The sequence below is a fragment of the Oceanobacillus picturae genome, assembly GCF_000612865.1.
Taxonomy (GTDB): domain Bacteria; phylum Bacillota; class Bacilli; order Bacillales; family Amphibacillaceae; genus Oceanobacillus_B; species Oceanobacillus_B jordanicus.
The window spans coordinates 130,415-154,245 of record NZ_CCAX010000002.1 but is presented as its reverse complement, the minus strand read 5'-3'; the positions used below and the strand labels follow the sequence as shown (position 1 = coordinate 154,245).

Here is a 23,831-nt window from a genome sequence, read left to right as displayed (position 1 = left end):
CAATAGTAAACGTAAATTAAAGTAAATTGTAATGGGTTCTTTATCCTATAGTTGTTTGATCCTCAGGATGACTTCCAAATTTTCACACACATATTTTTCCCTATTTCTAGAAAGCTATAAAAAAGCAGGAGCCTTTTGTAACTGGCTTATTATGTATAACAATTCTTTTTCCAGTAAGCTTTTAGTTAGCAATATTGCCATTTAGATGGAGGGAATTACATGGATTCACGTGAAGAGGAAATCGTAAATTATTTTGATCAATCAATTTTAGAATTCAAAGAAGGGACCAGTCGCTTTGAAGCAAAACTTCCTAAAGTGACAAAGGGATACTTCGAATTTACAGAAGCATGCTTTGATAAAGGAGCTATTGCAAAGAAAGAAAAGCAGCTAATAGCGCTTGGCATTAGTATTTATGCCCAAGATGAATATTGCATTATGTACCATACAAAAGGGTGCGTGGAAAATGGCGCCTCAGAAGAAGAATTTATGGAAGCCATTGCCGTTAGTGCGGCAATAGGTGGCGGAGCTGCATTTTCTCAAGGGGTAACCCTAGCAATGGACACCTTCGACTACTTTACCCATAAGTAAAGAAAAGCGTAGCGTGCCCGTTTAGAAATGTAGCGAATGGAGTGAATCAACTGAGACAAAGGAATCATGCCCCTGCAACAGGGGTATGTCGACGTTGGCCGGCAAGGCTGATTTTAGTCGACCTACTTTAATTAGTACCGATGATGACTTGCACCCTCCGGGTATAAGGGCGACTAGGCCTCTGGTTAACCCCAATCGGCAAGTCTTCTTTATCGTAGGGCGATTTGCGAAGTCGCCTAGTTTCTGGGCACGCGGAGCTAGACAAAAGAAAAGCGTAGCGTGCCCGTATGATAAAAAGCTGTCAAAAGGAGTAAATCTTTTGACAGCTTTACATATTTTGGGCATATGATTTCGTGGCATCGTATACACAGTATTGGTTTTTCCCTTTTTCTTTTGAAGCATATAAGGCAATATCCGCCTTCTTATATAATGTTTCAATATCAATGCCATCCTGCGGCGTGACGCTAATCCCGATACTCGCAGTCAGAGAAATACCACTTTCATCTGTAACAGACTGAAATAGGTTTGAAATTGATTGAAGTAGTCTTTCAGCAACATTGCTTGCATCATCCACATTTGTATTAGGCAATATGATAATAAATTCATCTCCACCCATACGAATTGCTGTGTCTTCCTGCCGACAGTTATTGCGAATGCAGGACGCTAGTTTAATCAGCAATTCATCGCCTTTGTCATGGCCCAATATGTCATTTACATTTTTAAAATGGTCCAAATCAACCATTAGAATTGCCGTTTCTTGTCGATCCTTTATTCTCTTTTCCATAATCTCCTCAAATGCAGTACGGTTTTTCAATCCTGTCAACTGATCGTGAAAAGCCATATACATTGGCCTTGCCACCCATTTTGAAATGAGCAGAGCGAGAATGATGGTCACTACAAATACAATCGCCAGCTGCCAAATAAAAATCGTTCGGTTTCTTTCTAAAATCGCTCCTAGTCCTTCATGGTTATAACTAATTTCTACTACCCGATTGGTAGAAATACCTTGCGTATTATCAGTTGAATAGTAGATAAATCGATATAAAGCGGGATTTCCACCCCATTCCCCTTCCACTTCAGCTATGCTTTCCGAACGAATAACCTGATTAAATGCCTCTTGTCTATCCCCTGCGAGCAGGTTTTCATCTGTTGGCGCCCCAAGCTTATAACCATCTATATTTAATACATTTATCTCGTTAATCGCCTCATACTCATTCTCCAATTTCCGTATCACTTCTAGAAAGTTAAACTCATTAAAGATACGCTTATCAGCTAACGAATACCCCAATTCAATGATGTACTTCTTGTCTGGAGTCGGCATATAGCTAAACTTCTTTAAATCACCAGTCTTCTGTTGTACATCCAATTCGTCCACAGCAAATTCACCAGCTTGCCTTCGCTCGTCCAACAGGCTTGAAAAATCACTACAGCACGCTGAAAAATCCAGACCTTGATCTTCTGGAAAACTTGTATGTATGATGACATTATGTTCATTGATAATATAGAGATCCATCCCTATTTCTTCTTTAATCGCAGCAAAATCCCAATTCTTAAAAGAAGGATTAGATTGATACCGTTCTACCAATTCTTCTGTTCGTTCCTTCATTTCCTCTGTCGTATCCTCATCAAATATTCTATAAGCTTTATCTAGGTTACTCAGAGAGTCCATTACAATATCCTCTGTCTGTTGAATTTGCACCTGGTTATTGGTGATAGCTTCCCCCTTCAGCTTTATGTAATCAATAATGGCAATGCTGAAGGAAATAATCAGAGCAAAAGCGATCATGGTAACAAATAGTTTTAATCGGAATCTCGCTTTCACGGCCCCACCTCTCTCATCATGATACTATGCTAATTATACTAAAAATTCAACTATCCATAGGAAATAGTACCCAATTTAAGATTATGCTAATCTCTTTTTTGAGAAATAACAACTATGAAGCTATTTAAATTCACTCTAAATCAACATTTAAAATCCTTTTTGTTTTGGGAGCGGAAGATGTTGGTATACCATGAAGATGAAGATATAGCTAGGGGTGATCACCATGCAGAACGTCATACGAAGACTTACCATACAAGATTTCCACATTGTACAAGCAATGGAAACAGGGATAGAAGACGACTATGTTCTTCGGATATTTAATAGATTATTAGATGGTAGCAATCGGCTATTTGGTTTATTTCATAAGGGACAGTTAGTTAGTATTGCCGGATACTCGCTTTACGGCTCCCATTACGCTATGCTAGGGCGATTGCGAAGTGACCTTCGTTATAGAGGAAGAGATTTCTCTACGGCCTTAATGCAACACATGATAGAGGAAGTATTTAAAATGGAGAGGATACAATGGGTGGGAGCCAATACACAAGAAAACAACCTTGCAGCCAAAAAGGTTCTCCGAAAGGCTGGCCTTCATTCATATACAACACTTTATGTTACAACCACACAGAGTCCTTCTATCCTGGAGACAGGGGCGAAACCATGGAAAGAGGTACATAACCTGGCAAGGAAAAAAGACCTCATCTATAAGGGATACCTTAAAACCTACTCCATATTTCCCTATCAATGCTATTATCCCTTCCCAGCATCATGGGAACTGTTTACGGATGAGAACTTGCTTAGTTGGTCCTTCTATGAAAACGAGAAACAAAATCGTTTCCTCATCACCAAAGAAGACCAAAAGAAAAACCACTACCTTCATACTATCTATCCTTGGGATGATATTGATCAACAGGAAGGTTTATGGGAAACAATTACTGCCGATTATAAACAATTAACTCATAGGACTGGTGAGGATACCTATGTATGGATGGATTTAACCCCATCAGAAGTAGATAAACTGCCAGACTACCATCCATTTGAGCTACCTTCCCCGTGGATATTATTTGGCATTAGTCGCAAATCGTGGCAACAATGGGAAGGCAACTAAAAACTGACCACTTCATTCCAATATTGTCCATCTCAGTTCACCTGTGACAACACAGCTACTGCGCCCCGAACGATAGGATGGTTCGGGGTAAAACATTCTTATAAAAAATTAAATGTACTTGATTTTAAAATCATAGTGAATCTTATGCTTGGAAAACGAAAGTAGCCACGCCCCTGTAAAAGGGTGCGTCGGCATTGGCCCCAAAGATTGGACTACATCCTTTATTTCTTTCCTTTACGAAACAGGACAATACTTAGAATTCCTGATAATAAACCAACCGCTCCTCCAGCTTCAAGATTTCCCAACAACAATCCAACGCCAGAACCCACTAATAAGCAAGTAATAAAGGTTAATCCTACACTCGCTTCACTCATTTCGACACCTCCGCATTCCAATCTATAATGTAGTGTATTAAGCATCTCTTCGTTTGGTTAATTCCAGGCCCAAAGCACTACAAAATGAAAAGTATATGTAAGCGTTTTACATTATATTCGGAAAATTCCTTATTGCTTTACTTCTTTATACGTGTTTAAATATCTAGTAACCAAAAAAATCGAAGAGGTGATTGTGTGGGAGAGCAAGTTTCTGTCAGTCTACTAGGTTTAGGGGTAGTTGGCTCAGGTGTTGTAAAGCTCATAAAGAACCATCAAGAAGAACTAGCACATCGGTTAGGTTGTAGCGTACAGGTAAAAAGTATCTTAGTACGGGATATTGAAAAAGTGCGTGATGTTTCGATTGAACAGACACTTCTCACCACAGATCCAAATGATATATTACGAGACCCCGAAGTGGATGTTGTGGTGGAGGTAATGGGAGGTATCGAGGAATCCTTCCAGCACATTTTGGACGCATTTTCAGCTAAGAAACATGTTGTTACGGCAAATAAGGATCTTGTAGCTTTACATGGTCCAGAGCTTCAACAAGCTGCCGATAAAAACCATTGCGACTTTTATTATGAGGCAAGTGTTGCTGGCGGTATCCCGATTTTACGGGGAATCACCGATGGCCTTTCTTCCGATCGCATTCAACAAGTAATGGGGATTGTAAATGGTACGACAAATTATATTTTAACCAAAATGAACAACGAAGGAGTCTCTTATGAGAATGCCTTAAAGGAAGCACAAGAACTGGGATTCGCTGAATCAGATCCCACAGCTGACGTAGAAGGGCTTGATGCAGCAAGAAAAATGGCGATCCTTGGTAGACTAGCCTTTTCCACGGACATCGAATTGTCAGAGGTGGAGGTATCAGGGATTAAAAATCTTGATCTAGAAGATTTAAAATACGGAGAGCGCCTAGGCTATACAATGAAGCTTATTGGCTTTGCAAGCTGTGAGAAAGGCCAAGTCGAAGTGAATGTCCAACCGACCTTGCTATCCAAAGACCATCCACTAGCAGATGTGAAGAATGAATATAACGCAGTCTATGTATATGGAGAGGCAGTCGGCGAGACGATGTTTTATGGTCCAGGCGCTGGTAGCTTACCAACTGCCACTGCTGTTGTCTCTGACCTTGTAACAGTTATTAAAAACATGAAGCTAGGAGTGAGCGGTCACAGTGCCGTTAAACCACGCTTTAAAAAAGAGTTGAAAACAGCAGATAAACGACTCGGCCAATATTATATCCGTTTGCACGTAAAAGACGAAGTAGGAGCCTTTTCTACTATCTCCTCTCTCTTTAATACGTTTAATATTAGTTTCAAGCGGATTTTACAGACACCCGTGAAGAAACATGAAGTTGCAGAAATTATTTTAGTCACACACCAAACGTCTTTAGAAACATTTAATCATTCCTTACATGATTTAAAGAATTTAGATGTGGTTATGGAAGTAAAAAGCTACTACAAAGTTGAGGGAGATGTTGAGCGTGAAATGGCAGGGGTTACTAAAACACTATAAAGAATATTTACCTGTAACCGAAAACACACCAGATATCAGTCTAGGGGAAGGAAACACTCCCTTTGTCCATTTTAAAAATTTATCCAAACAGCTTGGGATCGAATTATATGGAAAAATAGAAGGCGCAAATCCGACTGGTTCTTTTAAAGATAGAGGAATGGTGATGGCTGTGGCAAAAGCGGTAGAGGAAGGAAGTAATGCCATTGTATGCGCATCTACAGGTAATACTTCGGCTTCCGCCGCGGCATATGCGGCTAAAGCTGGCATCCGGGCTATTATTGTTATCCCAAAAGGGAAAGTAGCAATGGGGAAACTCGCGCAGGCTATTATGTACGGAGCAGAAATTGTAGAGATTGACGGGAATTTTGACGAAGCCCTTGCAATGGTGAGGGAAATTAGTGAAAAGGCAGATGTCACCCTGGTTAACTCCGTCAATCCGTACAGACTAGAAGGACAAAAGACAGCTGCTTTTGAAGTGTGCGAACAATTAGGGACCTCCCCTGACATCCTTGCTATCCCTGTTGGAAATGCCGGGAATATTAGTGCCTACTGGAAAGGGTTTAAGGAGTATAATGAAAAGACAGATAGCGGCCTCCCGCAAATGTTTGGGTTTGAAGCTGAGGGAGCAGCAGCTATCGTAAAGGATCAAATTATTAAAGATCCTGAGACGATTGCAACAGCAATTCGAATTGGTAATCCAGCAAGTTGGAAACTCGCTGTTGCCGCAAGAGACGAATCGGCTGGATTAATTGGTTCTGTTACGGATAAGGAAATTACAAACGCTTTTAAACTATTGGCCCAGCAGGAAGGAATATTTGCTGAACCAGGCTCCTGCGCCTCCGTTGCAGGTGTCATCCAGCAATGTGAGCAAGGAGTTATTCCTAAGGGCAGCAAGGTCGTTACCGTTCTAACAGGAAATGGTCTAAAGGATCCACAGACTGCTATTGAACAGATGGAGGTTAAGCCTGTTGCCCTTCCGAATGATTCAGACTCTCTGCTACGCTATATTGGAAGTACGGTGACAGTATGACTGCTTTGCGTATTAGCGTTCCTGCCAGCTCCGCAAACCTAGGACCGGCATTTGATTCAACAGGAATTGCGCTGAACTTATATTTAACACTGGAAGTTGAAACACAGGATGAATGGGAATTTATCCACGTTTCCGACCTGCTTCCAACTATTACAACCTATGAAGAACATTTTATTTACCAAATTGCCAAGCAGACAGCTGACCAATTTGACTTAGTACTACCTCCTTGTAAGGTGAGGGTCACCAGTGACATTCCATTAGCTCGTGGTCTTGGCAGCAGTGCTGCAGCGGCCCTCGCCGGGGTAGAAATAGCAAACCAACTATGCCATCTCAATCTGTCTAGTGAAGCCATACTGAAGTTTGGCACTGCATTGGAAGGCCACCCAGATAATATAGCTGCTTCCTTATTGGGAGGATTAGTCATCTCCACCTTAGAAGAAGAGGAGGTACATTACGTCAAGCTTCCCCTTTCCGAACTAGAAGCTGTTTTAAGTATCCCCTCCTTTGAGTTAAAAACAGAGGAAGCCAGAAATGTATTGCCAGAACACTACACTCGAAAACAAGCAGCAACAGCAAGCAGTCTTAGCAATGTACTAATTGCTGCATTAGCTTCAGGAAATGTAAAACTAGCGGGAGAAATGATGGAGAAGGATTTGTTTCACGAGCCATACCGAGCCGGGTTACTCCCCCATTACGAGATAATTAAGCGAGAAGCAAAGTCGGCTGGGAGCTATGGCACTGTTATAAGCGGGGCAGGTCCCTCTATGATCTCATTTGCGCAAAAAGGGGCTGGGCGCTCCTTAGCTCGACACCTGCAAGAACTATTCCCCGACTTTCAAGTGAAAGTTGCCCAGATCGATCAGGAGGGCATTCAAATAAACTCAAAACTCATTTAGTGGGATCTTATTGCCATTAAGACTGGACAAAAAACGCTGAGACCAGCTACAGATTACTGTAGCGAGCTCAGCGTTTTTTAGTTATTTCATAATCGAACTCATCAATGCTTTTTGCGCGTGAAGTCTATTTTCAGCTTGCTGAAATACGACAGATTGTTTTCCATCGATGACCGCTGCATCTACCTCTTCTCCTCTGTGTGCTGGAAGGCAATGCATAAACGAAACGTCGGGCTTTGCTAAGGAGAGAAGCTCGGTTGTAACCTGGTAATGATGGAATGCCTCTATTCTTTGTTGTTGCTCCTTTTCCTGCCCCATGCTCGCCCACACATCTGTATATACAATATCCGTATCTTGAACAGCTTCATTCGGATCAGACTCCACCACAATCTTTCCACCCGAGATTGCTGTAAGCTGTTTTGCCTTGTCTATTTCTTCCTTCATTGGAAGATAGCCATCTGGAGCACAAACTGTAAGATTCATCCCCATTAAACCTGCCCCAATCATGAGTGAATTCGCCATATTATTCCCGTCGCCAATGTATGTAATGTTAACTCCTTCAAGGACACCTTTTTGTTCTTTGATTGTTAACAAGTCCGCAAGCACCTGACAGGGATGATAAAGGTCAGTAAGTCCATTTATAACAGGAATACTGGCATTTGCAGCAAGCTCTTGGACCGTCTCTTGAGAAAAAGTTCGAATCATAATTCCATCCAGATATCCTGATAATACCTTGGCAGTATCAGCAATTGGCTCACCCCTGCCAATTTGTAAATCCTTTGTGCTTAAAAATATTCCATTTCCTCCGAGCTGATAGATCCCGGCCTCAAAAGAAACCCTAGTTCGAGTCGAAGCTTTTTCAAAGATCATGCCAAGCGTTTTTCCTTTTAGAGTAGCTTCCTCCTGTCCAGCTTTCCTTTTTACCTTAAGCTGTTCTGCTAATTCAAGTAAGTAGTTGATTTCTTCCTGTTTGTAATCGCCTAATGTTAAGAAATCACGGCCTTTTAAAGACTTCATACTATTTGGCGCTTCTTTTAATTGCATCGTCATCATCCATCTCCACCCTTCAGAATGTATATGAATTATTATGCATTATTTAGAATAAATATACAATAACTTTGTTTAAAAAATCGCCTTGCTAATTTCGCTAGCAAAGCGATTAATACTATTTCACCTGTATAAACAGCACCTTTAAGTAGTTTCCTTGTTGGAATTTACGATCTACCTGAAAGTCAGCCGGAAGATGGTATTCTTCTAAAATTTTGTAGCCTGTATTCATTTGCTTAAAGGCCTTTTCCACAAAGCCCTTAAACTTTTTCATTCCAAAACTGGCATTGTTTGTCGATGCGACAATCACGCCATTTTTCTCTGTAATAGATATGGTATCCATTAGAAGCTTTGGATAATCCTTTGAGGTACTAAACGTACGTTTTTTTGACCTTGCAAAGCTTGGTGGGTCAAGTACCACCATATCAAACTTCAATTGATGACGTTGCGCATACTGGAAATAATCAAATACGTCCATAACCCGGATATCATGCTGTTCAAAGTCAATATCGTTAACGCTAAATTGTTCAATCGTTTTTGCTTTGGAACGTTTAGCAAGATCGACGCTCGTCGTCTTATCTGCTCCACCTAGCGCGGCGGCTATGGAAAAGGCTCCTGTATAAGAAAACGTATTTAACACATGCTTGCCCTTTGCGTACTTATCACGAATGGCTTTTCTGACTTCTCTTTGATCCAGGAATATCCCTACCATGGCCCCGTCATTTAAATAGACAGCATAGCGCATGCCATTTTCCTTAATGATAATTGGAAATTCTCCACGTTCGCCTTTAACAAAGTCATCATCTTCCATATACTTTCCCTTTGTGTCAAAACGCTTCTTTTCATAAATAGCTTTATAATCACCGAGGTTGTCCAGTACTTGGATAACTTGTTCTTTAAACGTATAAATTCCATCGCTATACCAATTGATCTGGTAATAGCCATCAAAGTAATCGATAGTAAGTCCGCCGATTCCGTCTCCTTCGCCATTAAACAAACGAAATGCTGTGGTCTCTTCATCCTGATAAAAGCCTTGGCGCTTATTTATCGCCTTAAGGATTTTTCGCTGGAAGAAGGAGAAGTCAATTGCTTCATCCTGCTTATTTGTTAACACCCAGCCAATCCCCTTGTTTTGCCGCCCATAATAGCCTCTACCTAGAAAGTTATGACTGGAGTCGAATAAATCAATAATGGCTCCCTCTTCTTTCAAGGCAGATTCGTTCGTGATCGCTTCCCTACTAACTAATGGAACGCCCTTTTGAAAATCCTGTATAAATGGTTCTTTGACTTTTAGTTCAATCGTTTTTTGCATCTCGACATCCTTAACTCTTTTTTCTTATTATCGCATGTGTTCTGTAAAATCGAAAGTAAAGACCGATTATCTCTCATTAATCATTATTCCCTATCCCTCGTATAAAAAATTCACTTTTCTGCAAATAACGGTTAGGGAGTGTGGTATGATGGGATTTATAAACCTATATTATGGTAAAAGGAGACATTCATGAGAACAAAATCACTTATTAATTTTAAAGACATTAAGCCAGATGAACTTCCCCACTACTATGAATTTGCCTACCCAATCAACAAAGTACAGCAAGTCTTAAATGAACAATTCGGCGAAGAACTAACTGTTTATGAAGCAGAAGAAGGACTGGACGAATTAGACGAATCCATCGAAATGATGTTGCAGGAAAAAGATCCAGCAATACAAACATTGAGCTCCATCTATGATAGAGCAGCTGTCTCCACCATTTCCTATAACGAGACTGATAAGTACAAAATTAAGCCTTCGTTAAGTAATCATTTCTTTTACTTTCCAACTTTTCATGTTGCAAGCATAAAAATACCAAACCATCAGAACCATATGAGCTTCGAACGTTCTTTTTTATTTGCCCGATGTGACCAAGATCTTGTCCACTTCCTGGAATACATTACATTAAAGCAGCGTGAAAACATGACAGAAGGTATAACAGTATTAACAGATACAGATGCAGGGCTCAATCGCTCTAAGGAAAAATTAAACAATCAGGTATCCCGAGAGAACGTCCTGTTAGATGACCACGTAAAAACTGATATTTTTCGTTCTATTGATGAGTTCTTTGTTAAGGGCGGAGAGTTTTATAAGGAGTTTGAAATTCCTTATAAACGAGGAATTCTCCTATACGGAAGTCCTGGTAATGGAAAAACGACGCTCGTCAAATCGATTGCCGGAAGTGTGCCTGCTCCTGTCGTCTATTGGCAAATAACCGAATATACATCAAGCTACTCCATTAGCGAGGTTTTCGCTACAGTAACCAAAATGGCACCACTAGCGTTAATCATTGAAGACATTGATTCCATGCCAGAAGAGTCACGCTCCGTATTTTTAAATACGTTGGATGGCGCGACTTCAAAGGAAGGCATTTTCCTTATTGGTACCACCAACTATCCAGAGAAAATTGATCCAGCACTTATTAACCGAGCTGGTAGATTTGACCGAGCTTATGAAATTAAACAGCCCGGCGAACCGCTGCGCGAAACCTATTTACGTAGTAAGGGGCTAGAGCGGTTCCTTGACGAGACTGCTATTTCACAGTTAACAAAACAGACGAAGGGGTTATCTATCGCCCAGCTGAACGAACTCTATATGTCTATCGCATTAAAATGGCATTATGAAAGACAAGTAGATGCAGAGGAAATTGTGAAGGAATTACAAGAAAACCACCGCAAAACGATGAAGCAGGAATGGGAAATGGAAGAGTATGCAGGGAAACTAGGGTTCTAAGTATCTATTTTAAAGCTAAAAATATGGCAAAAATCCGAGCAGACTCAACGTGTCATCGCTCGGATTTTTTAACTTTCTTTCTGTAAGGGTTACTAATCCATAAAGATTGCCTTAATAATTTACGTATTCAATATAAGAGTCTGGATCAAGATCAAGTGTCTTTTCTTCCCCTACCCGGATTAAGATGATATTTTCGCCGTGCTGTATGGTAGACTCATTTTCACCCCCCATAAACGATCTTCCTGTAAATTGGTTAAATGTAAATGGATCTTTAAAGGTATTCACTTCAACTTCCTGATACCCATATCCACCTGGATTTAGGATATTTAAAATACCATCTGATAGCTTTACGTCTGGAGGGGTAATATACTCGCTCATATCCTCTCCGTCCATATATAGTGGAGTTTCATAGTAAAAGGCCTCGACTTCGTCTCCCATTCCCTCCACCTTTTCCACAAAGATGGAAGCCATTAATTCATCACTTGGACTTGAAGTAATCTGCAGCTCCCCTTCTGAATAGGTAAATCCCCATTCCTTGCGAAGAAACTCCGGATCAATTTCGTCGGTATTTCCATAATTCATATAACTATAAAGTGATGGAATGCTAGATCTTTCTTCTTTTCCACTTTCCTGTCGCTCTTCAAACGGCTGCAAAATAGCAAGAATAATTCCACAAATAATCAAAACAGAACCATATAGAGGTAACAGCCATCTTTCTTTTCGTTGCATCGCAGGAAAATGCTTACTTATTAATCTTACTAAAAAGATTGTTCCACCAATAAGAATAGCCAGCAATAAAAATTGAAAAAGTATATCCCCGAAAACCATCATTTCCTAACCTCCTGACGATTGGAAACAAGAATACTTGCTGCAAATAGCAGTAAAACGGTTCCTAGAATCTTAACGGAAAATAACCAAAAACTATTTTCCTGAAAGTAAAATTCAAACAATGATATGAAACCAGGTTCATCAAAATCATAAATAAAAAGAAATCCTATAAGTGCAACAGGAACAATGACTACCAAAGTACGATGCAGCTGCACAACGCATCCGATCAAGTAACCAATTGCAGCTATAAATAAAACGTATAGTATAGTTCCAACTGCGCCACTGGCCCATTCCCCTAACGTTAGAGGCAATGCTTCTGTCAAGAGGGTATTCCCCCGTACATATTGAATCATTTGAATCAAATACTGTGAACAAATCGCAGTTAGCCCTGCAACCACACTGGCTGTCAGCAAGAAGGCCATATTAGCTAAGTTGCTACTAAGTCTGTTCGTAATAAATAGATAATCATCGTTTCGATAAGATTTGGTTGTAATTAAAATAGAACTGAAGAAGGCCCATACTAAGGTTAACCCGATGGCCCCATCTGTAGAGTAAAAGTTCATGCTTATTGAAACATTACCCATACTTGTACCCGATTGACCAGTCCCACCCCACGTAAACACAACCGCTAGCAGCTGTAAGGCTATCATTGAATTAAACACACCTGCAAATGCCTTCCATTTAAAGAGGTATTGCTTTCCAACCAATGTACCAAGTGACATATTATTTAAAGACATCGTCGATCCCCCCTGTCGTGCGGTTTGTTAGATAGACACAAACATCACTTGCTGATACTGGTGTCACTTTCATACCGAGTTGCTTCGCTTTTTCCAGGGGTATTCCTTCCCTTTTCACTACTGCATAACAGGTATTTGCCCCAACCTCTTCTGTATACAATACTTGCTTATCTGTTACCCATTGTCTAACCAATTCGGATCTGCCAGTTAAGCCTATTGCATAATTGCGAATCACATCAATTGGCTCATGAAGTAATGCCTTGCCGTTTTTTATTACAAGTATGTCTTCTAATAACTCCTCCAGTTCCTCCAAATGGTGGCTGGAAATAATCATCGTTCTTGGGTGTGCAAGGTAATCCTTTAGTAAGGCCCTATTGAAGTCCTTTCTTACTGAAGCATCCATCCCATTAGTTGGTTCATCAAACAAGGTAATTTCACAACGTGCAGCCAATCCAAAGATCATATTGAAGGTGCTCGCTTTTCCCTTTGAAAGATGGGTATGTAATTGATCCGGATGGAAGGAAAAATACTCGAATAAGCGTTCTGCCAGCTGACTGTCCCAATTGCCGTAAAAACGTTTACCCGCCTGTAATATCTCTGACAAGGTAAGCGTATTTGGAAAGTCCATTGAATCATCAATATAGGCAACGTTGGCAGAAACAGTCAGACTATTAAACGGGTTTACATTTAACACCTCTACATGGCCGGATGTTGGCCTCCAAAGACCTGCGAGAATCTTTAATAAGGTTGTTTTCCCAGCTCCGTTTCGGCCAATCAGCCCAGTAATGGTATTTTTCTTTATTTGGATGTTCAGTTCATTTAATGCAACTACACTGCCCTGCTTCTTTGTGACCTTTTCACATTCCACTACATTCATTGCTCTTCCCCCTCTATCTTTTCAATGCTCTCCCGAAGCATTTCTTGTAATTCCAATTCCCCTACACTTAATCGTGCTGCCTCTATTGCCACCTCATCCAATAATCCTTTTAATGTATGGTTTTTTCGTTTATCTAAAATTAACTGTCTTGCCTCTGGGGTAACAAACTTCCCCAAGCCACGCTTGCTGTATAGAATCTTTTCATCAGAAAGGATCGTTAGCCCTTTTGCTGCAGTTGCCGGATTGATTGTAAATATTTCTGCAAGCTTGTATTGGGAATAAACCTTGTCATCTGTTTGAAAATTCCCATTGAGTATTTCTGTTTCAATCCATTCCGCAATTTGGACATAGATGGGCTTCGTGCCATCTGAAAGTAAATGCAAACCAGCAACCTCCTTTAACTAACTTAGTGCATTAGTCGTGTAATGTAGTATATAATTTTCTCAATAAAAAAACAAGAGCAAATCACCCTTTTTTAAACAATTAAAAAATGCCTGCATAGCAGACATTTATTTAAATACGCTTTAATCTAATCCAACAACGCGGCTCCTTCTTTCCAAAAGAACTACGTCGCGCCAAACACCATTTAATTTACCAATACGCTCACGGACCCCAACTTCTACAAACCCAGCATTTTCATGGAGGCGAATGCTTCCCTTATTTTCTGGAAATATCCCCGATTGCAATGTCCAAAACCCTTTTGCTTCACTTTCAGCAATCATATAGGTCATTAGCTTTGTACCAATTCCTTTTCCAGTACTTGCTTTACTCAAATAAATACTGAGTTCCGCAGCTCCAGCGAATGCCTTTTTACTCGAAGTGGGGAGAAGCGCTGCCCAACCAATAACATCTTTTCCGATTTTGGCTACTAATCTGCAGTCTTGTAGATACTTCTGATCCCATTCTTCCCAGCTTGGGACCTCTGTGTCGAATGTTGCATTTCCTGTTTCAATTCCTTCTAAATATATGGATCTTATCTCTGGCCAATCTGATGCGACCATTTGATCCATAACGATGTCATTTACATCCCTACTCATTAACAATCCAAAACCTCCGTTTTATCGTGCCATCTGTATCAAGAAAGCTTTTATCTTCTATGCCAGCATTGTTTAGAATGGTTTTAGCAGACCCAATATTATCCTCATCACAAGTAACAAGGACGCGCGGGATTTTTAGATCTTTACATTTCAACAAAGCCTCCGCGAGAATACGTGTCGCATAACCCTTACGTCTTTCACTAGGTCTTACACTATAGCCAATATGTCCACCCACATTGCATAAATACTCTGTCAGTTCATGCCGGATATCCACCATTGCAACTATCCTATCATTTTCGTCAATTAGGAAGTAATTAGAGCTTGGTACCCACTTCCCTTGCCCGCTTTCCCTCACATGCAGGGCATTTAAATAATCCTCGTATGTATCGTGCCCCGTGAGGTTAAAACTACTGGGGATCATGCGAGATGGACCCCATTCTTTCACATATTGCCGATGCTCTTCTTTCCATTCATTTGACGGGCGTACTAACCTCATCAAATCCCCCCTTTAGGCGCATGATTATAAAACATCATATATAAACATACCCTAAAATTGCAAGTGTTTTTTTCAGAATAGTTCAGCTGTTCTTTGATGTGCTATAATTTTGGTTACATAGGAGGTGATTATATGAAAGTGATTGTAGACGCAGATGCTTGTCCAGTAAAAGATACCATTATTAACATTTCATTAGAAAAAGGGACTCCCGTTATCCTCGTCTCTAGCTTTGCACATTATTCGAATGAACAACACCCCGAAGGAGTCGAAAATATTTATGTTGATACCGGAGCTGAATCAGCGGATTACCGGATCATGAAACTAGCAGATCACGGAGATGTACTTGTCACACAAGATTACGGACTTGCTTCCCTTGCACTTGCCAAAAAGTGCCATGTTCTTCATCATAAAGGATTTGCTTATACCAATGATAATATTGATCAGCTTCTCCAGACACGGTATCTTAGTGCGATGGAAAGAAAAAGCGGAAAACGGACAAAAGGGCCAAAGCCATTTACGCATGAGGATAGAGAAAAATTTGCTACCCTTTTCACGCAAAAAATGAGGGAACTGGAAGACCCGTCATAGGAATTCCAGCCCTTTTATATAAAAACATGTATTTAAGGGTTTGCTGATCTTGGTATCTTGGTATTAGTGGTGCGATTCGCATCATTGGATATGTGATAGCTAGCCCGACAGATCCAAAATGCGCCAAATATAATGGCAACAACACTCCCGCGCCATTCAATCGATGTCAGCGATTCTATAAGAGGATCTAGCACGCCACCATAATATAGAAACTAACAGGAATAACGATAGCCATAAGGCATAGAGTTAACCTTACCAATCCTAATCGGTATAATAGGCTAAATAAGAGAAAGGCCATTCCAAATAGAAAGAGAGCTGTCATCATATCGAGCTATAGATAGCACAAGAAATGATAGTCTTCATAAAAGATTTCTCCAGGATGTAAAACTCCCCTGAAATGGAGCTTCCAATCACTTAGTGTGACAAGACTGAATTGGAGCACATTCAAAATCAATACCACAACCGCAACAGATAAGATTCCAACCCCATAAAAGGATTTCAAAATCTGTAACCTTGCGCTGCCCATTCCTACTCCAATAGGTAATAGTGACTTAAACCCAAATATTGCAAAGCTCGGAATAAAGGCAACCCAATGATGGACTGACCGATTGGATAATGATCCTGCTCTTTGTTAAAATATAGACAGTATAAGGACGTGAAGAGGAGGAAGTTAGCGCATGAAAATTATCTCGATCGAACCGACACCAAGCCCCTATTCTATGAAAATAAATGTGGATGAAAAAATGCCTGATGGCCAAACAGAGAATTATAAACGCGAAGATATAATGGATGATGCTCCAGATTATGTCCGTAGTTTATTTCAACTAGAGGGGGTTAAAGGGCTTTACCGTGTTGTTGATTTTATTGCACTGGAAAGAACCCCCCGGACGCCATGGGAGGAGATTCTTCCAGCAGTTCGGCAAACATTAGGTTCTTCTGAGCAGCCAACTGAAGAACAGAAAGAAGCAAACAGCAAGCAACAGGAAGAGGCTTTTGGAGAGATACATGTCTATATTCAAATGTTCCGCTATATTCCTATGCAGGTAAAACTCGAAGAAGGCGATACAGAGGAACGGTTTGGGCTTCCAGAACGTTTTATGAACGCTGCCATGAAGGCCTCTGAGGCTACTGATAATATGTTGATGGAACGAAAGTGGGTTGAACAATCGCCTCGCTATGGCGACCTCAAAGAGATCGGTTCAGAGGTGGTGGAGGAAATAAACGCCAGCTATGACGAGACACGCCTCGACCAACTCGTACACTTTGCTCTAAATAACGATGCAACAGGAAATCAAACGTTTTATCATGAGGTAACATTAGAAATGATGGAAGCTCCTAACTGGAAGGATCGCTATGCGGCGCTAGATAGAATGGACCCTACTTTAGCTGACTTACCTGTACTAGATAAAGCTTTAGATGATGAAAAGGCCTCAATTAGAAGACTAGCCACCGCCTATCTTGGTATGATTGAAGAGAAAAAGGTATTGCCATATTTATACAAAGCATTGAAAGACAAGGCAGTTAATGTTAGAAGAACGGCTGGAGATTGCCTATCTGATCTCGGCTTTGAAGAAGCGATGCCAGAAATGGTCAATTCCTTGACCGACAAAAGTCGTCTTGTCCGTTGGCGGGCAGCCATGTTCCTTTACGAACTCGGAGATGAAACAGCAATCCCCGCCTTAAACGACGCATTACAGGACCCAGAGTTTGAGGTAAGAATGCAAGTTAAAATGGCATTGGCTCGTATCCAAGGTGGGGAGCGTGCCAAAGGATCGATTTGGCATCAAATGACAGAGGCTGCTAAACAAAAATAATCCACCCTAGTGCCATGCACTCTGGTAGATTATAGTAATCTTTGCTCCCCTTAAAGGGAGACCTCCGTTAGTGGCGTTATCCGTCACTAACGGTATTTTTATTTACTAAACGCTTAAACAATAAGTTCGGAGTTTTTCTCTTGATAAAAGCGAACTGCTTTTTCTAATAATGGACCATCAAAGTCAGGGAAAAAGACGTCTGTAAAGTATAACTCCGCACTGGAAGACTGCCATAATAGAAAATTACTCATCCGCTTTTCCCCGCCTGTTCGTATAACCAACTCTGGATCCGGAAGTTCTTTTGTGTATAAACATTGTTGGAGTACTTGTTCATTTAACTGCGTGAGATCCATCTTCTCGTCTTGCAATTCCTTAACAATATGTCGTACTGCCTGCAAAATATCGTCCCTCCCGCCATAGTTAAAAGCGAAATTTACGATCAATCCTGTATTGTCCGCTGTTTCGTTTACGGCATTCTTCAAGGCCGTTTTTGTACGAGTAGGGAGCGCTTCTAAATTACCGGATATACGGACAACAATATTGCGTCTTTGAAACTCAGGAAGCTTCTGTTTAAAAAACTTAACAGGCAAATGCATTAAGTAGTTTACTTCCTCCATTGGCCTTGACCAGTTTTCAGAAGAAAAGGCATAGAGTGTTAAAACTTCAACACCCAAGTCAATGCTAGCATCAATAATTTTTTCCATCGTTTTCGCACCGGCATAATGGCCCTCACTTCGCGTCAGGCCTCGTTGTTTTCCCCATCTTCCGTTTCCATCCATCATAATCGCTACATGCTTTGGGACACTTTTCCCCATCGAAAACATCTCCTTCCCTTTCATTTTTCCCCGGAGCAACCGTCCGTAAGACTCCCACTTCAAAACATCAAGTGAAACCGTGATGTATAAGTGGGAGTAAACGGACGCTAACACCCCGATTCGTTCAGCTAACAATCAGTGGGAAAAGAACGAAAACCCCACTGATTGAAGCTTCACTTTATTAAAAGCCCATTTCCTTAAACTTTTGCATGACTTCTTGCCGTTTAAAATTGTACGATTGCCACGGCGCTTCTTCTTTCTGGCGTAGCCTTTCTCCTATTTGCGAAAGCATTGGTTTCAATCCCAAGTAATTCGGGTCTGATTTATAGATTTCCAATAATCCATCCCAGCCTGTATAAGATAGTGAATTTAAGTAATCAATATCTACTTTCTCTGTCATTTCATATCTGGCGATGTTTTGTTTGGTTACAACCTGCTCTACATTGACTGCATTTAACCCTGTATAAAACAGAATGGCTCCTATCAAATAAAAATGTAACAGAGAGACTTTTTCTAGCCATACTTTTATTAAGGTGTACGCAAAAATAACCATAAGCAGTATCATAAATCCGTGTGCCAACACTCGATCAATGGTATAACCATAGGCTGCTTCATACATGCTTAATCGCTGGTAAGCAGATGCGAGCAAAATGGCGCTGAATACAATTAACAAAGTATAAAGGATTTTTAATACACGGTTAACTTTTGTGGATGCTTTAACAAAGGTCAAAAAGCTGATTAACAACGTCCAGTTGATCAATGTGACCATGCTCAATTCAAAAAACCCTCTTCTTGCATACTCCGCATAAGTGAATCCTTCCTCCAGGCTCCCTCCAAAGAAATAGGTAAACTGAACAGCTGCAAAAAGGCCGTACAAGAGATTTAATATTGAAAGAATGGTAACAGATGTAACGCCTTCCCATTCGGTCACTTTTTTATAGGGATCATAAGACTGTTTTGGGAACCGCTTCATGCGAATCGCCTGAAACAGACCGAAAAACAAGAGTGCAGCTATAATGACAAATAACGTTCGAAAGAAACCTTCAAGAAAGTTTAATTGCAACAGAAACGCTGGAAAGGAAACGAGCATTTCCTCGAATACCGAATCAGCTGACATTAAAAGAGCGCCAACAACAAACAGAAGCGGTAAGCTAAAGCCAATTCCAATCAAAATGCGAATCATTACTTTAGATGTTCCATCCTCGACATTCTTAAACACTCGGTTGAGGATACTTTGAAAAAAGGCAGAAATATACTGATACAGTTGCTCTAGTTTTGATTTTAATATCGCGATAAAATAACTCGATGCCCAGTTATAGTTTTCTGGTGTTGTAATTAAAATGACATGTAAATACATTAATACAGGGATAACAATTAAATTCAGGCTATAGAACAAAATTGAATCGTAATAGAGGTAACTCCCTGCCAATATCCAGATCATGAGCATTAAGAGTAAGCCGATTCTCCTATGATAAAATGCAAAGCCAGTGCGATAAAAAAGGACGCTGTAAAATCCGGCGACAAACAACAAATACGAGACGCCAATACGTCCATGGAAAAAGCTAATTTCCGCTAACACGCCGAGCCCGATGCACACGACTAAAAACAGAAAATCTTTTCTTGTCACTTCTACTTTCATGGAATTTCCTCCAAGCATACTTTGTAATTCTATATGCATAGTAATTCTATGTATATAGATAAAAAAATATCCGTTTTGGGACAGAAGGAAGGAAATACATTACACAGATTTCTTCCGTCCCCATTTATACCCAAGTCGACTGACGGGATATAATACGATCGTAAATCCGATACAAGCCAAAATAAACGGCAAACTTATCAATGGTTCAAACCATTTATGTGGAATAAATTTAAATATAACCAAATACATTAAGACCAGATTGGGGATTAAACAGATAAGAAACGTTTTTCTCAACAATTTTCTCCCTGCTTCACCAAATTCCTTGCCTATCTCATAGCCAAGCAACCCCCAGAAAAAAGTGTAGATCACCATGATGAGGGACGCCGCTTTCGTGAGGCCCTCCCAAAGTATATCGGTCCAATTCCAATCAAATACATGATAAATAATTGTTAAGGTAGCGCCACCTAAAAAAATAGCCACATTTAAGATTACAAAAAGCCACTGTGTTTTCTTAGGCGTAATCGCTGCCTCCTGTTTCCACAGCGAGGCTATTTCCTCTGGGTCCCCAAGCCTCTCCACCAATATGGGATAAGAGCTTTTTCCCGTATCTTGTTCTAATTCATAAATATGGGCCTGGTATTCAGCCAGAATCGACTCTTTATCTGGATGGTCATCAAGCTCATCTGCTAATTTCTCTTGGAAGGTTTTTGCTGCCTCATTCATGTTTCGTTTCTCCGAATCAGGTTATTCATTACTTGAACATAACGATGCCATTCACTCGTCTTTTCCTCAAGCATTGCCTTCCCCTGATCGGTAATCCGATAATATTTACGTGCAGGCCCCTTCTCCTGGTTTTGCCAATAGCATTCAATATACTCCTGCTTCTCCAGCTTATGTAGTGCCGGATACAAGGTACCTTCCTTAATTTGCAGGTTATGCTCACTACGCTGATCCATTTCCTTTACAAGTTCATAACCGTACATATCCCGTTCATCCAACAACTGTAATACAAGCAAAGAGGTACTGCCTTTCACTAACTCCCGATTAAACATATTTTTTCACCTACCTAGAATTATTAGGTATGTTCACTATATATAATTATTTTCTGTTTGTAAAGCATTTACCTGATTTCCTGGAGTATAATTTTTAAGCGGTCCAGATTTTTTCTTAATCGTGAGCGCTTATCAGGCAAAAGTGAAATGCCAGACCGTTTAGCAACGGTCTCTACTACATCATCAATGGACAAGTTATCTGTATCGAGATGTGTAGCAAACATATTACCCTCCAACTCCCTCATTCTTTCTTTCATTTGCTGATACGCCCATGACTTTCTTCCTTCAAATCTTTTGCGAAGTCTTTTAGCTACTGTATCTTTAGATGCCATAAGGGTAAAGTGTTTTACCTCAATGCCATCATCTCTTAAATTTCCGATGATTTCTTCAAAGTACGCCTTGTTTGTTAGCGTCATTGGAATAATTATAATACCGTTATAGTTATGAGCAAGCTCTTTTAGTAACGCTCTGTTTGCCTCCCGCCATAACGGATAATCCTGAAAATCACTTTTGGCAAGTTCTTTAGGAACGTTTTTCATTAAAGCGAATCCGAAGCGCTCTGGATCATAGACACAGGCTTGTTTCAATCTCCGCTTTAATTCGTAAGCAGTACTTGTCTTCCCTGACCCAAACGTTCCATTTATCCATATAAGCATGGAACATTTCCCCCTTTCAATCTAGACAGCGCACCTTGTTTCTTATATAATAGCACTAACTTAAAACGAAAGGGTGACCCGGGTACATGAAGTTATAATCCTATTTCACTTGAAAACATCTGCATAGGTATGAGAAGAAAAACAGATTAGCTCTGTCTTTTTTGCACGTTGGGAAGTATAAAATTTTAGCTAGGAAGCAATAACGACTTAGTTAAAATTTTGAAGACCCAAGTATAAGAAAAACGTGCACATTCTCTAAAAGACGAGCGAATGCGCGTTTTTTCTAACATGCCACTTATGAATGTTTTTAGAATAGGATTGTTTCATGTATTTGGATAGCTGCACAAGGGGGATGTATCCTTTTTTGTGCTACACTTGCATGCTGCCTTCTATTCTAAAAACGAATAGGAGGCTTTTTTGTCTCCAAAGCAAAAGCGGAAGCTTAGTCGACCTACAATAACCCTGGGAGCTGATATTGACTTTCACCGCAAGGGTATAAGAGCGACTAGGTCTTTGGTTTCACCAGTCGGAAAGTCTTAATAAACTGGAACGGAGAGGATATTATGCGTTTAGTAGAAGCACGCGATATAAACATTGATGCCCGGGATCGTCGCTTAGTCCAGCTAGAATACCTTGCCATACATGCACAGGATCGTATTGGACTTGTAGGGAATAACGGAAGTGGAAAGACAACATTACTTGAGGTACTCGCAGGTAAAAAAGCACCTGACAATGGGCTCGTAACAGCCCACACATCTATCGCTCACATCCCACAATTAAAACGAACAGATACGATAAAGAGTGGTGGAGAGGTGACCCAGGAATATATTAACGATGCTTTCTCCCAAGATGCTGGACTAATTTTTGCTGATGAGCCTACAACAAATCTTGATACAACCCATATCGAGAAGCTGGAAACACAACTGAAAAAACGACAAGGGGCCATGGTGGTTATTTCGCATGACAGGGCCTTCCTTGATGCACTTTGCAATAAAATATGGGAGCTAGATGAAGGAATCATAACAGAATACAAAGGAAATTATTCTGATTATGCAAGACAGAAGGAACAAGAAGTAGAACAAAAGCGACAGGCTCACGCCCAGTATGAAAAAAAGAAGAAACAATTGGAAGAAGCGCTTGAGATTAAAGAACAAAAAGCCCAGCGAGCAACAAAGAAGCCGAAACATACCAGCAATTCAGAGGCGAAAATAACGGGAGCAAAGCCGTATTTTGCAAACAAACAAAAGAAACTACGAAAAACAGCAAAAGCTATTGAAACGAGGTTAGATAAATTAGAAAAGGTTGATAAGGTCAAGGAAGTCGCGCCAATTAAAATGCAATTACCGAATGAAGATCACATACGCAACCGCATCATTCTACGTGTCGAAGAACTTTCCGCAAAAGCAGGGAAACGTACACTGTGGAAGGATGTGAGCTTTACAATATCTGGTGGTGATAAAGTAGCCATTATTGGACCAAACGGCAGTGGAAAGACCACGCTTATAAAAAAGCTTGTTATGGAAGCTCCAGGTGTCACACACTCCCCTGCAATAAAAATTGGTTACTTTAGCCAAAACCTTGATATTCTAGACAAGGAAAAAAGCATTTTAGAAAATGTTAGTGAATCATCCAGTCAAGAGGAAACAATCATCCGTACTGTTCTTGCAAGGCTGCGTTTTTTTCGTGAGGATGTGTATAAGAAAGTGGATATCTTAAGTGGTGGTGAGCGCGTTAAAGTAGCACTCGCGAAACTACTCCTAAATGATATTAATACGTTAGTCTTGGACGAACCAACTAACTATTTAGATATTGAAGCTGTAGAAGCATTAGAAAATTTGCTGTCAGATTATGAAGGTACTATCATTGTGGTATCCCATGATAGACGCTTTATAGAGCATCTTGCCAGTCGCGTCTTTTCCATTGAAGACAGTACCCTTCACATTGTAGAGGGAGATTATCAAACCTATAAAAATGACAGTGCTTCAGAATCGCCAAGCCAAGTTGAAGAAGAACTTTTCGTCATTGAAACAAGAATAACGGAGACATTAAGCAGGCTTAGTATAGAACCTTCCGAGGAATTGGACAGTACCTTCCAAAACCTTTTACAGCAAAAAAGAGCGCTGCAAAAAAAGCTCCAATAAAGGG

At 40.4% G+C, this 23,831-nt stretch carries 24 protein-coding genes; 9 read left to right on the top strand and 15 right to left on the bottom strand.

Features of this window, described 5'->3' with window-relative positions:
* Nucleotides 1–219 precede the first annotated feature (219 nt).
* Nucleotides 220–588, top strand: coding sequence for a carboxymuconolactone decarboxylase family protein (locus BN988_RS11820; protein WP_036577010.1), 369 nt, complete (start codon nucleotides 220–222; stop codon nucleotides 586–588).
* A gap of 328 nt (nucleotides 589–916) precedes the next feature.
* Here BN988_RS11820 and BN988_RS11810 read toward each other — a convergent pair whose 3' ends face one another.
* On the bottom strand, nucleotides 917–2,410 hold the full coding sequence (locus BN988_RS11810) for a GGDEF domain-containing protein (protein WP_036577008.1): 1,494 nt from the start codon (nucleotides 2,408–2,410) through the stop codon (nucleotides 917–919).
* Between the two features lie 223 nt (nucleotides 2,411–2,633).
* Here BN988_RS11810 and BN988_RS11805 point away from each other — a divergent pair, with 223 nt between their 5' ends.
* Nucleotides 2,634–3,515 carry a GNAT family N-acetyltransferase gene (locus BN988_RS11805; protein ID WP_036577007.1) on the top strand — a complete coding sequence of 294 codons (882 nt, stop codon included), beginning with the start codon at nucleotides 2,634–2,636 and terminating at the stop codon, nucleotides 3,513–3,515.
* A gap of 221 nt (nucleotides 3,516–3,736) precedes the next feature.
* Here the strand turns inward: BN988_RS11805 and BN988_RS18920 are convergent, their stop codons facing one another.
* Nucleotides 3,737–3,889, bottom strand: a complete 153-nt coding sequence (locus BN988_RS18920) for a hypothetical protein (RefSeq protein ID WP_155988297.1) — start codon at nucleotides 3,887–3,889, stop codon at nucleotides 3,737–3,739.
* 195 nt (nucleotides 3,890–4,084) lie between these two features.
* Here BN988_RS18920 and BN988_RS11800 point away from each other — a divergent pair, with 195 nt between their 5' ends.
* The 3 genes from BN988_RS11800 to thrB are packed head-to-tail and all read left to right on the top strand — an operon-like array spanning nucleotide 4,085 to nucleotide 7,339.
* Nucleotides 4,085–5,413, top strand: coding sequence for a homoserine dehydrogenase (locus BN988_RS11800; protein WP_036577006.1), 1,329 nt, complete (start codon nucleotides 4,085–4,087; stop codon nucleotides 5,411–5,413).
* Nucleotides 5,382–6,443 (top strand): threonine synthase, encoded by a 1,062-nt coding sequence (gene thrC / locus BN988_RS11795; RefSeq protein ID WP_036577005.1) that lies wholly within the window; start codon nucleotides 5,382–5,384, stop codon nucleotides 6,441–6,443. Before BN988_RS11800 ends, thrC begins: the two co-directional genes overlap by 32 nt.
* The gene (thrB, locus tag BN988_RS11790) at nucleotides 6,440–7,339 is read left to right on the top strand and encodes a homoserine kinase (RefSeq protein ID WP_036577004.1); all 900 of its coding nucleotides are present in this window, start codon (nucleotides 6,440–6,442) and stop codon (nucleotides 7,337–7,339) included. The genes thrC and thrB overlap by 4 nt, the downstream gene beginning before the upstream one ends.
* Before the next feature lie 81 nt (nucleotides 7,340–7,420).
* Here the strand turns inward: thrB and argF are convergent, their stop codons facing one another.
* A complete protein-coding gene (gene argF, locus BN988_RS11785; RefSeq protein ID WP_036577494.1) occupies nucleotides 7,421–8,386 on the bottom strand; it encodes an ornithine carbamoyltransferase in 966 nt (321 codons plus the stop codon).
* Nucleotides 8,387–8,501: 115 nt separating this feature from the next.
* Nucleotides 8,502–9,695 (bottom strand): class I SAM-dependent rRNA methyltransferase, encoded by a 1,194-nt coding sequence (locus tag BN988_RS11780; protein WP_036577003.1) that lies wholly within the window; start codon nucleotides 9,693–9,695, stop codon nucleotides 8,502–8,504.
* A gap of 189 nt (nucleotides 9,696–9,884) precedes the next feature.
* Here BN988_RS11780 and BN988_RS11775 point away from each other — a divergent pair, with 189 nt between their 5' ends.
* The gene (locus BN988_RS11775) at nucleotides 9,885–11,147 is read left to right on the top strand and encodes an ATP-binding protein (protein WP_036577002.1); all 1,263 of its coding nucleotides are present in this window, start codon (nucleotides 9,885–9,887) and stop codon (nucleotides 11,145–11,147) included.
* A 111-nt stretch (nucleotides 11,148–11,258) separates the two neighbouring features.
* On the opposite strand, the gene BN988_RS11770 is transcribed toward BN988_RS11775, so the two are convergent.
* The 6 genes from BN988_RS11770 to BN988_RS11745 form a co-directional block, all read right to left on the bottom strand.
* On the bottom strand, nucleotides 11,259–11,978 hold the full coding sequence (locus BN988_RS11770) for a hypothetical protein (RefSeq protein WP_036577001.1): 720 nt from the start codon (nucleotides 11,976–11,978) through the stop codon (nucleotides 11,259–11,261).
* Complete coding sequence (locus BN988_RS11765; RefSeq protein WP_036577000.1) at nucleotides 11,975–12,712, bottom strand: hypothetical protein; 738 nt, start codon at nucleotides 12,710–12,712, stop codon at nucleotides 11,975–11,977. Before BN988_RS11765 ends, BN988_RS11770 begins: the two co-directional genes overlap by 4 nt.
* The gene (locus BN988_RS11760) at nucleotides 12,699–13,589 is read right to left on the bottom strand and encodes an ATP-binding cassette domain-containing protein (protein WP_036576999.1); all 891 of its coding nucleotides are present in this window, start codon (nucleotides 13,587–13,589) and stop codon (nucleotides 12,699–12,701) included. The genes BN988_RS11765 and BN988_RS11760 overlap by 14 nt, the downstream gene beginning before the upstream one ends.
* On the bottom strand, nucleotides 13,586–13,972 hold the full coding sequence (locus tag BN988_RS11755) for a GntR family transcriptional regulator (protein ID WP_036576998.1): 387 nt from the start codon (nucleotides 13,970–13,972) through the stop codon (nucleotides 13,586–13,588). The genes BN988_RS11760 and BN988_RS11755 overlap by 4 nt, the downstream gene beginning before the upstream one ends.
* Before the next feature lie 141 nt (nucleotides 13,973–14,113).
* Nucleotides 14,114–14,626, bottom strand: coding sequence for a GNAT family N-acetyltransferase (locus tag BN988_RS11750; RefSeq protein WP_051557984.1), 513 nt, complete (start codon nucleotides 14,624–14,626; stop codon nucleotides 14,114–14,116).
* Nucleotides 14,619–15,122 carry a GNAT family N-acetyltransferase gene (locus BN988_RS11745; RefSeq protein WP_036576997.1) on the bottom strand — a complete coding sequence of 168 codons (504 nt, stop codon included), beginning with the start codon at nucleotides 15,120–15,122 and terminating at the stop codon, nucleotides 14,619–14,621. The genes BN988_RS11750 and BN988_RS11745 overlap by 8 nt, the downstream gene beginning before the upstream one ends.
* 132 nt (nucleotides 15,123–15,254) lie before the next feature.
* On the opposite strand from BN988_RS11745, the gene BN988_RS11740 reads away from it, so the two are divergent.
* Together BN988_RS11740 and BN988_RS11730 are read left to right on the top strand one after the other, a co-directional pair.
* Nucleotides 15,255–15,710, top strand: coding sequence for a YaiI/YqxD family protein (locus BN988_RS11740; protein ID WP_036576996.1), 456 nt, complete (start codon nucleotides 15,255–15,257; stop codon nucleotides 15,708–15,710).
* Nucleotides 15,711–16,387: 677 nt separating this feature from the next.
* The gene (locus BN988_RS11730) at nucleotides 16,388–17,524 is read left to right on the top strand and encodes a conserved virulence factor C family protein (RefSeq protein ID WP_036576995.1); all 1,137 of its coding nucleotides are present in this window, start codon (nucleotides 16,388–16,390) and stop codon (nucleotides 17,522–17,524) included.
* 113 nt (nucleotides 17,525–17,637) lie between these two features.
* Here the strand turns inward: BN988_RS11730 and BN988_RS11725 are convergent, their stop codons facing one another.
* From BN988_RS11725 to BN988_RS11705, 5 genes are all read right to left on the bottom strand, one after another.
* Nucleotides 17,638–18,339, bottom strand: a complete 702-nt coding sequence (locus BN988_RS11725; protein ID WP_081779435.1) for an isoprenyl transferase — start codon at nucleotides 18,337–18,339, stop codon at nucleotides 17,638–17,640.
* Between the two features lie 181 nt (nucleotides 18,340–18,520).
* Nucleotides 18,521–19,978 carry a DUF4153 domain-containing protein gene (locus BN988_RS11720; protein WP_036576993.1) on the bottom strand — a complete coding sequence of 486 codons (1,458 nt, stop codon included), beginning with the start codon at nucleotides 19,976–19,978 and terminating at the stop codon, nucleotides 18,521–18,523.
* A 99-nt stretch (nucleotides 19,979–20,077) separates the two neighbouring features.
* Nucleotides 20,078–20,701, bottom strand: a complete 624-nt coding sequence (locus tag BN988_RS11715) for an HAAS signaling domain-containing protein (protein ID WP_036576992.1) — start codon at nucleotides 20,699–20,701, stop codon at nucleotides 20,078–20,080.
* On the bottom strand, nucleotides 20,698–21,030 hold the full coding sequence (locus tag BN988_RS11710) for a PadR family transcriptional regulator (protein ID WP_036576991.1): 333 nt from the start codon (nucleotides 21,028–21,030) through the stop codon (nucleotides 20,698–20,700). Before BN988_RS11710 ends, BN988_RS11715 begins: the two co-directional genes overlap by 4 nt.
* A gap of 68 nt (nucleotides 21,031–21,098) precedes the next feature.
* On the bottom strand, nucleotides 21,099–21,686 hold the full coding sequence (locus tag BN988_RS11705; RefSeq protein ID WP_036576990.1) for an AAA family ATPase: 588 nt from the start codon (nucleotides 21,684–21,686) through the stop codon (nucleotides 21,099–21,101).
* Nucleotides 21,687–22,249: 563 nt separating this feature from the next.
* On the opposite strand from BN988_RS11705, the gene BN988_RS11700 reads away from it, so the two are divergent.
* Nucleotides 22,250–23,827 carry a Vga family ABC-F type ribosomal protection protein gene (locus BN988_RS11700; RefSeq protein WP_036576989.1) on the top strand — a complete coding sequence of 526 codons (1,578 nt, stop codon included), beginning with the start codon at nucleotides 22,250–22,252 and terminating at the stop codon, nucleotides 23,825–23,827.
* Nucleotides 23,828–23,831: the final 4 nt, after the last annotated feature.

Bases quoted from the DNA above. Each gene is read 5' to 3' on its own strand.
- BN988_RS11820 (WP_036577010.1), top strand. From the start codon at position 220: ATGGATTCACGTGAAGAGGAAATCGTAAATTATTTTGATCAATCAATT.
- BN988_RS11805 (WP_036577007.1), top strand. From the start codon at position 2,634: ATGCAGAACGTCATACGAAGACTTACCATACAAGATTTCCACATTGTA.
- BN988_RS18920 (WP_155988297.1), bottom strand. From the start codon at position 3,889: ATGAGTGAAGCGAGTGTAGGATTAACCTTTATTACTTGCTTATTAGTG.
- thrB (WP_036577004.1), top strand. From the start codon at position 6,440: ATGACTGCTTTGCGTATTAGCGTTCCTGCCAGCTCCGCAAACCTAGGA.
- argF (WP_036577494.1), bottom strand. From the start codon at position 8,386: ATGACGATGCAATTAAAAGAAGCGCCAAATAGTATGAAGTCTTTAAAA.
- BN988_RS11780 (WP_036577003.1), bottom strand. From the start codon at position 9,695: ATGCAAAAAACGATTGAACTAAAAGTCAAAGAACCATTTATACAGGAT.
- BN988_RS11775 (WP_036577002.1), top strand. From the start codon at position 9,885: ATGAGAACAAAATCACTTATTAATTTTAAAGACATTAAGCCAGATGAA.
- BN988_RS11770 (WP_036577001.1), bottom strand. From the start codon at position 11,978: ATGATGGTTTTCGGGGATATACTTTTTCAATTTTTATTGCTGGCTATT.
- BN988_RS11765 (WP_036577000.1), bottom strand. From the start codon at position 12,712: ATGTCTTTAAATAATATGTCACTTGGTACATTGGTTGGAAAGCAATAC.
- BN988_RS11760 (WP_036576999.1), bottom strand. From the start codon at position 13,589: ATGAATGTAGTGGAATGTGAAAAGGTCACAAAGAAGCAGGGCAGTGTA.
- BN988_RS11750 (WP_051557984.1), bottom strand. From the start codon at position 14,626: ATGAGTAGGGATGTAAATGACATCGTTATGGATCAAATGGTCGCATCA.
- BN988_RS11745 (WP_036576997.1), bottom strand. From the start codon at position 15,122: ATGAGGTTAGTACGCCCGTCAAATGAATGGAAAGAAGAGCATCGGCAA.
- BN988_RS11740 (WP_036576996.1), top strand. From the start codon at position 15,255: ATGAAAGTGATTGTAGACGCAGATGCTTGTCCAGTAAAAGATACCATT.
- BN988_RS11730 (WP_036576995.1), top strand. From the start codon at position 16,388: ATGAAAATTATCTCGATCGAACCGACACCAAGCCCCTATTCTATGAAA.
- BN988_RS11725 (WP_081779435.1), bottom strand. From the start codon at position 18,339: ATGGGGAAAAGTGTCCCAAAGCATGTAGCGATTATGATGGATGGAAAC.
- BN988_RS11720 (WP_036576993.1), bottom strand. From the start codon at position 19,978: ATGAAAGTAGAAGTGACAAGAAAAGATTTTCTGTTTTTAGTCGTGTGC.
- BN988_RS11715 (WP_036576992.1), bottom strand. From the start codon at position 20,701: ATGAATGAGGCAGCAAAAACCTTCCAAGAGAAATTAGCAGATGAGCTT.
- BN988_RS11710 (WP_036576991.1), bottom strand. From the start codon at position 21,030: ATGTTTAATCGGGAGTTAGTGAAAGGCAGTACCTCTTTGCTTGTATTA.
- BN988_RS11705 (WP_036576990.1), bottom strand. From the start codon at position 21,686: ATGCTTATATGGATAAATGGAACGTTTGGGTCAGGGAAGACAAGTACT.
- BN988_RS11700 (WP_036576989.1), top strand. From the start codon at position 22,250: ATGCGTTTAGTAGAAGCACGCGATATAAACATTGATGCCCGGGATCGT.